Genomic DNA, 9583 nt, shown 5'->3' on the forward strand with positions numbered 1-9583 from the left:
GACGGTTCCCGACAGCACATAGTCGGCGGACAATCGTTGCGCCAGGGCCTCGACGCGGTTCTCGCCGGTGGCGGTGAGGCTGGTGTCGGTGCCGAAGACCTGGAGCTCGCGATAGCGGGTGAGCGCGGCGATGATCTCACGGGTCAGGCCCGGTCCGAGGTGGAGGCGCATGGCCTCGGCGTCGCCTTCCTGCAGCAGGGTGACGACCACGGCCGGCCCGTGCGGCCTGGCCGCCTCGGTCTCGGCGGCCGGCCACGGGATCGCGCCCATGCGCCACAGCAGGCCGGGCGCCAGGAGCGCGGCCAGGAGCGCGGTTCCGAACACGCCAAGCCACAGGCCGGGCCGGTGCGGGGGAGGCTGGATCTCGGGCGCGCTCGCCGCAGGGGCATCGAGCTGGACCGCGGCGTCGAGCGCCGGGCCCGGGGATGCCGTCGGCGGATGGTCGGCCGGCGGGGTCGTCGCATCCTTGGTGGTGAAGGCGGGAACGTAGCTGCCCTTGGGTATGGTGATGCAGATCTCGTCGTCCTTGCCGTCGGTGACATAGTAGTAGTCCAGGGAGCGGCGCAGCCGGCTGGCCTCGATGCGGACGACCGGGTCGAGCTGAGGATCGAAGCTCGGATCGCGATCGAAGACGGCGACGCCGACGCTGTAGCCCTTGATGCGGTCGGCCCGGCCGGCCAGCGTCTCGTCGACGATGTAGCGGAGAAAGCGCCGGTTCCGATCGGAGGCGCTGAAGCTCGCGCTCGCCAGAATGCGCTCGACCTCGCCGCGGACGATCTCCCCCCGCGGCACTGCCGGATCGGCGGCCGGCATCATCCTGCCGCCCCCGACGTGCCTGCCGCAGTTGAGAACCTGCGCCATATTGGCACATCGCACCGCTCTGAATCGCAGCAGGCCGAAACTGTCCGACATGCCGCTCTTGGAATAAAAGCCTGTCGCCGATTCATGGCTTTCACCCGAAAGGCGGATGAATATTTCTATATGATCTTATGCGGAGCAATTCGATCCGCGACGTTTCGGCCTTAGACCTCAAATTCAGACTGTATTACTTGGATGTTGCCGCGTCAATTGTCCGCCTCGATCCGGCGATGGTTTCCGCATCCATTGGTCCGCTCCTTAGGGCGGCGGAGATGGGATGCCTGAAGATGGGGCCCTGCGACTAGCCTGGTCGGCGAGGCAGAATGCGCGTGGCCATTGAGGCACACAGCCGCGGCGTCTGGACCGTGGCATAGGCCGACATCGCGTCGATCGAATAGCAATCGAGTACGGCCGCTCTGTGGATTTTGGAGGAAATCACGGGCTCCGTCGTCATGACCGGATCAGAGCTTGCCAAACAGGTACATGGGTCGGTTGCGTTATGCAGCAAGCCGCGGAACGTCGCTCTCCACCAATCGCAAGAATCGTTGGTTGCGTGTCCCCGCAACCACCCTTGTTATAACTCCATCCACATCGACATCTGATCCTAAGCCTTGCAGGTGAAAGCCGCGGGGCTTTGCGTTATCCAGATTTCGACGTGCCGGTGGGATGGCCAGCCCCATAGTGGGCGAGCCCGTAGCGCCTCATCTTCCGGTGCAGTGTTGCACGAGAGATGCCCAAAGATTCCGCGGCGGCAGTGACATGCCCGCCTGTGCGCTCCAGAGCGAGCCGGATGGCACGCGCTTCGGGCGAGGCGATGCCCTCATCAGGATCGGCAGCCGCGCTGAGGGAGAGCCCCAGCGGCGGCGGCAGGTGATTCGGCAGAACTGCTCCGCCATCGCCTTCTGCTACCGCCACGGCGAAGCGCAGCGCGTTGCGAAGCTCGCGCAGGTTTCCCGGCCAAGTGTGGGCGAGGCACAGCTCCAGCGTTTCCCGCGTCAGGACCAGTCTTGCGCGGGCTGCTGCCGCCTCCTCCGCGAACACGCGCTGAATCAGGAGAGTGCGATCCGCGCGCTTGCGGAGCGGCGGGAGCTCCAGCGAGACCCCGCTGAGGCGGAAGAACAGGTCCTCACGGAACAGCCCGTCCCGCACTCGCTGCGGCAGGTCGTGCAAGGTCGCAGAAATCACGCAGACATCGAGGGAGACCGAACGGGTCCCACCGACAGGGGTGAACTCGCGATCCGACAGCACCTGCAGCAGCCGGGTCTGCAGGTGCAGCGGCATGTCGCCGATCTCGTCCAGGAACAGGGTGCCGCCATTGGCTTCCAGCAGACGGCCTTTGAAACCCTCGCGCGCGGCGCCTGTGAACGCCCCCGGCCGGTAGCCGAACAGCTCGCTCTCGACCAGCTCCTGCGGGATCGCCGCACAGTTGACGGCGACGAACGGACCGTCGGCTCGAGCGCTGGCCCTGTGCAGAGCACGGGCGAACAGGCCCTTGCCACTGCCGGTCTCGCCGCGCAGGACGATCGGCAGCCCACGGTCGACGATGCGCCGGCAGATCGCCACATGGGCGCGCATCTCCGGATCATCCCCGGCCAGCGTTTCAAGATCGTAGGAGGGCGGTGATGGGGAGGGCCGCGCAAGCTTCGGTGGAGCAGCCGCCGGGCGTCGGGCATGGCGCCGCCCCTCGATCCGGATATGCAGCGGGCGGCCACCCGCATCCTCAACGGTCAGGGGCCGGTCGGCGGCGAGCAGCCGGGACAGCGGATGGCCGAGCAGGCGCTCGACATTCTGCCCGGCCAGGCTGTCGTCCCGCCGCAGCAGCCATCGGGTTGCGGCGCCGGTCGTCTCGACCACTCGCCCGTCGGCGTCGAGGGCAATGCGCAGCTCCGTCGCCGCATCGGCAAAGCCGGAGTCGCGCGACAGCCGGATCAGCAGGCGATCGGCATGGCGTCGGGCGAAGGCAAGGTTCTCGATCCGCTGCGCCGCTGCAGCGACCATCTGGCGTAGAATCGCCTGGCCGCGATGGTCCGCCGGCCGCGCGGTGGAGACGTCGAGGATACCGGCGACCTTGCCTCCGGCACCGAGGATCGGCGCGACGGTACAAGTCAGCGCCGTGTTCCGGGTCGAGAAATGATCGTCCATGACGATCGAGAGCGGCCGGTGCTCGTAGAGGCAGGTGCCGACGCCATTGGTGCCCTGCTCCGTCTCCGACCAGATGGCGCCGAGATAAAGACCGTTTTGCCGGGCGTCGTCCTGGAGGGCGGCGGGACAGCGGAAGTCGATGGTGATGCCGGCCGCGTCGGTCAGAAGGACGATATAGTCGCTGGGCCCGATGCGCGAGAACAGCCGATCGACCTCGCCGCGTGCGACGGCGATCAGGTCGTCGCTCTGTGCCCGGAAGCCCTTCAGCTCGGACTGGGTCAGAATGGTCGGGGGCGGGGTGTGGTGCGGCTCCAGCCCGTAGCTGGCGACGCAGCGCTGCCAGGACCGGACGACGACCGGTCCGTCGCCAGTCGACGGCGGCATGGGGGCCTGCCCGCGTGCGGCGGCCAGGACGCGATCGATATGACCGTTCTCCGACATCGCGCACGCACCTCCAATGCCTGGCGCACGGACCTCGACTGCCACCGGCGCCTGGCCGCAGGCCGAGATGTCGGACAGGCGCCTCCCATGCGGCTTTCGTCCTCGGTGCTGGCCGCCGCTTGCCAGCGCCATTCCCGCGTCTGTGACGCGACCGGAAGAGTGTCGCATAAAGCGGCCGGGCGACAAAGCCGAGGCGCGGCTACCGTCTCGTCTGCGACAGCGCCACCCGCGACAGTGTCGCATCCGCGACGCCCGCGCTTCGAGAAAGTTGCGAATTCCGGCCACTTCCGATCCGGCACGGTGCTTGCAGCCTTCTGGCCGCCGCCCTCGCAGAAGGAGCGGAGACGGAGGAAACATGCAGCACAGTCGCGACTTCCTGCTCGACAGCTACCGCAGCATGGTCACGATCCGGCGCTTCGAGGATCGCGTCCATGACGAGTTCGCCGCCGGCAAGATCCCGGGCTTCGTCCACCTTTATGCTGGGGAGGAGGCCTCGGCGGTCGGAGTCTGCTCCAATCTCGACGCGCGCGACGCCATCGCCAGCACCCATCGCGGCCACGGCCACTGCATCGCCAAGGGCTGCGACGTCACCGCCATGATGAAGGAGATCTACGGCCGTCGCGGCGGGCTGTGCGGCGGGAAGGGCGGGTCGATGCACATCGCCGACCTGTCCAAGGGCATGATGGGGGCCAATGGCATCGTGGGCGGCGGCCCGCCGCTGATCTGCGGCGCGGCGCTGACCGCGAAATACCTCAAGACCGGCGGCGTCGCCGTGGCCTTCGTCGGCGACGGCGGCTCGAACCAGGGCACGACGTTGGAATCCTACAACCTGGCCAAGGTCTGGAACCTGCCGGTGATCTTCGTGATCGAGGACAACGGCTATGCCGAGGCCACGTCCAGCGCCTGGTCGGTCGGCGGCAGTCAGCTCGGCCGCGCCGCTGGCTTCGGCATCCCGGCGGCGGAGGTCGATGGCTTCGACTTCTTCGCCGTGCACGACACAGCGCGGGAGGCGGTGGAGCGAGCGCGAACCGGTGGCGGCCCGTCGCTGCTGCACGTCAAGCTGACGCGCTTCTATGGCCATTTCGAGGGCGACGCGATGACCTATCGCGGCCAGGGCGAGGTCGCGCGCCTGCGGGATGAGAACGACTGCCTGAGGATCTTTCGCCGCAAGGTCACGGCCGCCGGCCTGCTGGACGACGCGGCGCTCGACGCGGTCGAGGCCGAGGTCTCCGGCCAGATCGACGGCGCGGTGCGGGAGGCCGAGACGGATGCGCTGCCGAGAGCCGCCGATCTCGCCACAGACGTCTATGTCCGCTACTGAAGGGGAGGCATCCATGCCGAAGAAGAGCTACCGCCAAGCGATCAACGAGGCGATCGCCGGCGAGATGCGGCGTGACCATCGCGTCATCGTCATGGGCGAGGACAATGCCGGCGGCGCCGGCGCGCCCGGGGAAGACGACGCCTGGGGCGGCGTGCTGGGCGTGACCAAGGGCCTGTTGCCGGAATTCGGCCGCGACCGCGTGCTGGACACGCCGATCAGCGAGAGCGCCTTCATCGGCGCCGCGGCCGGTGCTGCCGCGACCGGCCTCAGGCCCGTCGCCGAGCTGATGTTCGTCGATTTCATGGGCGTCTGCTTCGACCAGATCTTCAACCAGGCCGCCAAGTTCCGCTACATGTTCGGCGGCCGGGCCGTGACCCCGCTGGTCATCCGCACCATGTACGGCGCCGGCTTCCGCGCCGCCTCGCAGCACAGCCAGTGCCTGTACCCGCTGTTCACCCATATCCCTGGGCTGAAGGTGGTGCTGCCGTCGTCGCCCTACGAGGCCAAGGGGCTGATGATCCAGGCCATCCGCGACGACGACCCGGTGATCTTCTTCGAGCACAAGGTGATGTACGACGACACCGGCGAGGTGCCGGACGAGCCCTACATCATCCCCTTCGGCGAGGCCAACCTGACCCGGGAGGGCGAGGACGTCACCATCGTCGCCTTCGGCCGAATGGTGAGCTTCGCCAACCAGGCGGCGGACGAACTGAAATGCGACGGCATCTCGGCGACGGTGATCGATCCGCGCACGACCTCGCCGCTCGACAGCGAGACCATCCTCGACAGCGTGTCGGAGACGGGACGGCTGGTGGTGGTCGACGAGGCGCATCCGCGCTGCTCGATGGCGGCCGACGTCGCCCGGCTGGTGGCGGAGGAGGCCTTCGCCGACCTGAAGGCGCCGATCCGCACGGTCACGCCGCCACACACGCCGGTGCCGTTCTCGCCGGCGCTGGAGGATCTCTACGTCCCCGGCCCGGCCCGGATCGTCGAGGCGGCGAAGGCCGTCGCGCATCATGGGTGACGCGATGACGGGGATGCTGCCGATCGTGATGCCGAAGTGGGGGCTGGCGATGGAGGAGGGGACGCTGACCTCCTGGCTGATCGCCGAGGGCGATACCGTGGAGAAGGGGCAGGAGATCGCCGAGATCGAAACCACCAAGATCACCAATGTCTACGAAAGCCAGATCGCCGGCCTGGTCCGCCGGCTGGTGGCGCAGCCGGGGAACGTGCTGCCGGTTGGCGCGCTGCTCGCCGTGCTGGCGCCGGACTCGGTACCGGATGCGGAGATCGACGACTTCATCGGCCGCTTCGTGGTGCGCGACCCGGAGGCCGAAGGCGAGGCTGGCGGCCTCGCCGAGCGGAGGATCGAGCGCGATGGCCGGGTGCTGTCCTATAAGCTGGCGGGGGAGGAGGCCGATGGTGTGCCGGCCATCCTGGTCCACGGCTTCGGCGGCGATTCCGACAACTGGCTGTTCAATATCGAGAAGCTGGCCCAGGCCCGTCCCGTCTACGCCCCCGACCTGCCGGGGCATGGAAAATCGGGCAAGCAGGTCGAGCGGGGCGACCTCGATGAGCTCGCCGACGCCGTGGCCGCGGTGATCGACGAGACCGGCGCGCTGCGCGTCCATCTGGTGGGCCACTCCCTCGGCGCCGCGGTCTGCTTCCGGGTGCTGGAGCGCCGGCCCGACCGCGTCGCCTCGGTCGCCGGGCTGGCGCCGGCCGGGCTGGGCTCGACGGTGAACGACGGCTACATCCGCTCCTTCATCGCGGCCGAGCGGCGGAAGGAGGTGAAGGCCGCGCTGCAGATGCTGTTCGCCGATCCGAACCAGGTGTCCGCCGCCATGATCGAAGGTATCCAGCGCTTCACCCGGCTGGAGGGCGCGCGAGAGGCGCTGGCGGCGATCGCGCGGCAGGCCCTGCCGGACGGGCGGCAGGCGACGACGTTCCGCACCCTGGTCGCGGAGGCGGCGGTGCCGCTGCTCCTCATCTGGGGAGAGCGCGACGCGATCATCGACCCGGCCCATGCGGAGAACCTGCCGGAGCGGATTGCGGTGCTGCGCCTGCCGGGCGTGGGCCACATGCCGCAGATGGAGGCGGCGGGGCCGGTCAACGAGCGACTCGCCGCCCATTTCGCTGCGGCCGAAGCCTGACATAACAAGGACGGCGCCGGGTTCACGGCGCCGCAACCGGGAGCGAATCCATGAAAGCTGCGCGTTTCCACGACCGGCACGACGTCCGGATCGAGACCGTGCCGGAGCCGCCAGAGCGGCCCGGCCCGCACCAGGTGCTGGTGCGCAATCGCTTCTGCGGCATCTGCGGCACCGATCTGCACGAATATGCCGCCGGGCCGATTTTCATCCCGCGCGAGCCGCACCCCTACACCGGTGCGAAGCTGCCGCAGATCCTGGGCCATGAGTACGGCGGCATAGTCGTCGCGATCGGCGACGAGGTCACCAGCGTTGCAGTCGGCGACCGGGTCTCGATCCAGCCGATGGTCGCGCCGCGCGACGACTACTACGGCCGCCGCGGCCTGTATCAGCTGAGCGAAAGCCTGGGCATTGTCGGGCTGACCTGGGCCTGGGGCGGCATGGCGGAGTATTCGCTGGTCAACGACTACAACGCGGTGCGCCTGCCCGACGCGGTCAGCGACGAGCAGGCGGCGCTGATCGAGCCCGCGGCGGTCACCGTCTATGCCGCCGACCGCGGCGGCGTGAGGCCGGGCGCGACCGTGCTGGTCACCGGGGCCGGGCCGATCGGGCAACTGCAGGTGCTGGCGGCACGGGCGGCCGGAGCCAGCCTGATCTTCCTGTCCGACACCAACGACAACCGGCTGCATAAGGCGCGGGAGGTGCTGCCCGACGTCGTCGCGCTGAACCCGAAGAGGGACCGGGTGGTCGAGGCGATCCGCGATCGGACCGAAGGGCATGTCGGCGTCGACGTTGCCTTCGAGTGCGTCGGGGCCGAGGCGGCCCTGGCCGATTGCATCCAGGCGGTGCGGCGTCAGGGTGCGGTCGTCCAGGTCGGGCTGCACGTCGGGAAGCCGGCGGTCGATGGCTTCACCATCACCTGCAAGGACATCGATCTGCGCGGGTCGTGGTGCTACTCGACCCTTATGTGGCCGCGCGTCGCCTCGATGCTGGCGGCGGGCCTGCTGCAGGCCGAGAGGATCGTCACCCGCCGCATCCGCCTGAACGAGGTGGTCGACCGCGGCTTCGAAGCTCTGCTCGATCCTGCGGGAACCGAGCTGAAGATTCTGATCGACCTGCAGTAACGGGGGACGAGATGCCCAGCAGCGTGAAGGACCGCTCCATCATCATCACCGGTGCCGGCCGGGGCATCGGCGAGGCGATCGCCATGGGCTTAGCCGCCGACGGAGCCCGCTTGATCGTGGCCGACATCGATGGGGAGAATGCGAAGCGCGTGGCCGCCGCCATTGGCGCTGAGGGCGGCGAGGCCGTCGCCGTCCCCGTGGACGTGACCGAACGGGCCGGTGTCGCCGCCATGATCGAGGCGGCGGTCGGCGCTTTCGGCCGGCTTGACGCCATCTTCAACAACGCCGGCATCGCCCAGACCAAGCCGTTCCTGTCGATCACCGAGGCGGATTGGCGCCGGGTGATGGATGTGAACGGCCTGGGCGTCCTGATCTGCATGCAGGAGGCGGCGAAGCGGATGATCGCCCAGGGTAGTGGCGGCAAGATCATCAACACCGCCTCGATCGCCGGCAAGCAGGGCTACGAGCCGCTGGCGCACTACTCGGCCAGCAAGTTCGGCGTCGTCGCCCTGACCCAGGCAGGGGCGCGTGCCTTCGCGTCCCACAAGATCAACGTCAACGCCATCTGTCCGGGTGTGGTCGCGACCGAGATGTGGAAGGTGATCGACAGGGGCTTCAAGGAGGAAGGGTTGACGCAGCACGACAACGAGGCGTTCGAGACCTTCTCCTCGACCATCCTGCTCGGCCGGCCCTCGGTCGCCGAGGATCTCGTCGGCGTCTCGCGCTTCCTCGCCTCGGCGGACTCCGACTATGTCACCGGCCAGTCGATCGTCGTCGATGGCGGGATGGTGCTGATCTGATAGACGGCGGTCGGCCAGCCTGCGGCTCATGGACTGACGATATGGAGAGAGCGTCAGAGGCAGCTCTGTCGGCCATAAGCGTGCGTGAGTGTACTTGGCCGCGTGTCCCCGCAACCACCTTTGTTATAACTCGATTCAGATCGAGATCTGATCCAGAGCCCCGCCCCAGAAAGGCGGGGTTATCTGCGTTCTGCGGTACTCGCAAACGGAAGGCTAAGCCGACTCGAGTACCGCGGCCCGCATAGGAGTAGCGCACATCGCACGCTCGACCACGCCTTCACCGTCGAGGCCAGGCCGGTGGCGCCGTGACGGTAGGCGCTGCGCACTTCGCCATTCGAGGTCTGCCGCAGGGGACGCGCCATGACCGCACACGGCTCGTTGCGTCGATTGCCAGCCCTCCTGGGTTCTCTGAAGCAGACATCTCCGGCGATCCAAACAGGCCCAAAGCGGACAGGCCGCATGGAAGGATCGGATCATCATCGCTCCCCGTTCCGGGGGCCCGTGTGCGAGTATCGGTGAAAGGCTGCTCCGCGGCGGCTTTGGGCGCTATCCATTCGGTCAGGCCGGCCGAGATGGGCGAAGAATGGTCCTACAGGCTTTTGCGAAAGAAGACGACGCGTTTTGTCTCCTCGAAACCTAGCGCCGCATGAAACTTGTGGCTCACGACGTTGTCCAATAGGGCATCGGATGCGAACTCAGCACAGCCGATAGACTTGCCCCATTCGGCAATTGCATCGCAGAGCAGTC

The 9583-nt window shown here is 68.0% G+C and carries 6 protein-coding genes and 1 pseudogene; 5 read left to right on the top strand and 2 right to left on the bottom strand.

Annotated elements, in window-relative coordinates; translation table 11 throughout:
* Both G537_RS42505 and G537_RS0129415 read right to left on the bottom strand, forming a co-directional pair.
* Positions 1 to 861, bottom strand: a pseudogene (locus G537_RS42505) (hypothetical protein); the annotation flags it as partial.
* A 636-nt stretch (positions 862 to 1497) separates the two neighbouring features.
* Positions 1498 to 3441, bottom strand: a complete 1944-nt coding sequence (locus G537_RS0129415; RefSeq protein ID WP_026873104.1) for a sigma-54-dependent Fis family transcriptional regulator — start codon at positions 3439 to 3441, stop codon at positions 1498 to 1500.
* A gap of 355 nt (positions 3442 to 3796) precedes the next feature.
* On the opposite strand from G537_RS0129415, the gene G537_RS0129420 reads away from it, so the two are divergent.
* The 5 genes from G537_RS0129420 to G537_RS0129440 are packed head-to-tail and all read left to right on the top strand — an operon-like array spanning position 3797 to position 8836.
* Positions 3797 to 4762 carry a thiamine pyrophosphate-dependent dehydrogenase E1 component subunit alpha gene (locus tag G537_RS0129420; protein ID WP_026873105.1) on the top strand — a complete coding sequence of 322 codons (966 nt, stop codon included), beginning with the start codon at positions 3797 to 3799 and terminating at the stop codon, positions 4760 to 4762.
* A gap of 13 nt (positions 4763 to 4775) precedes the next feature.
* On the top strand, positions 4776 to 5786 hold the full coding sequence (locus G537_RS0129425) for an alpha-ketoacid dehydrogenase subunit beta (RefSeq protein WP_026873106.1): 1011 nt from the start codon (positions 4776 to 4778) through the stop codon (positions 5784 to 5786).
* Positions 5787 to 5790: 4 nt separating this feature from the next.
* Positions 5791 to 6915 (top strand): acetoin dehydrogenase dihydrolipoyllysine-residue acetyltransferase subunit, encoded by a 1125-nt coding sequence (locus G537_RS0129430; RefSeq protein WP_162146169.1) that lies wholly within the window; start codon positions 5791 to 5793, stop codon positions 6913 to 6915.
* Between the two features lie 50 nt (positions 6916 to 6965).
* Entirely contained in the window at positions 6966 to 8036 is a 1071-nt protein-coding gene (locus G537_RS0129435; RefSeq protein ID WP_026873108.1) for a 2,3-butanediol dehydrogenase, read from the top strand.
* Positions 8037 to 8047: 11 nt separating this feature from the next.
* Positions 8048 to 8836 (top strand): glucose 1-dehydrogenase, encoded by a 789-nt coding sequence (locus tag G537_RS0129440; protein ID WP_026873109.1) that lies wholly within the window; start codon positions 8048 to 8050, stop codon positions 8834 to 8836.
* The last annotated feature ends 747 nt before the right edge of the window (positions 8837 to 9583 follow it).

The organism is Inquilinus limosus DSM 16000, from assembly GCF_000423185.1.
Classification (GTDB): Bacteria; Pseudomonadota; Alphaproteobacteria; order DSM-16000; family Inquilinaceae; genus Inquilinus; species Inquilinus limosus.

Coding starts and splice junctions, on each gene's coding strand:
- G537_RS0129415 (WP_026873104.1), bottom strand. CDS start 3,441: ATGTCGGAGAACGGTCATATCGATCGCGTCCTGGCCGCCGCACGCGGG.
- G537_RS0129420 (WP_026873105.1), top strand. CDS start 3,797: ATGCAGCACAGTCGCGACTTCCTGCTCGACAGCTACCGCAGCATGGTC.
- G537_RS0129425 (WP_026873106.1), top strand. CDS start 4,776: ATGCCGAAGAAGAGCTACCGCCAAGCGATCAACGAGGCGATCGCCGGC.
- G537_RS0129430 (WP_162146169.1), top strand. CDS start 5,791: ATGACGGGGATGCTGCCGATCGTGATGCCGAAGTGGGGGCTGGCGATG.
- G537_RS0129435 (WP_026873108.1), top strand. CDS start 6,966: ATGAAAGCTGCGCGTTTCCACGACCGGCACGACGTCCGGATCGAGACC.
- G537_RS0129440 (WP_026873109.1), top strand. CDS start 8,048: ATGCCCAGCAGCGTGAAGGACCGCTCCATCATCATCACCGGTGCCGGC.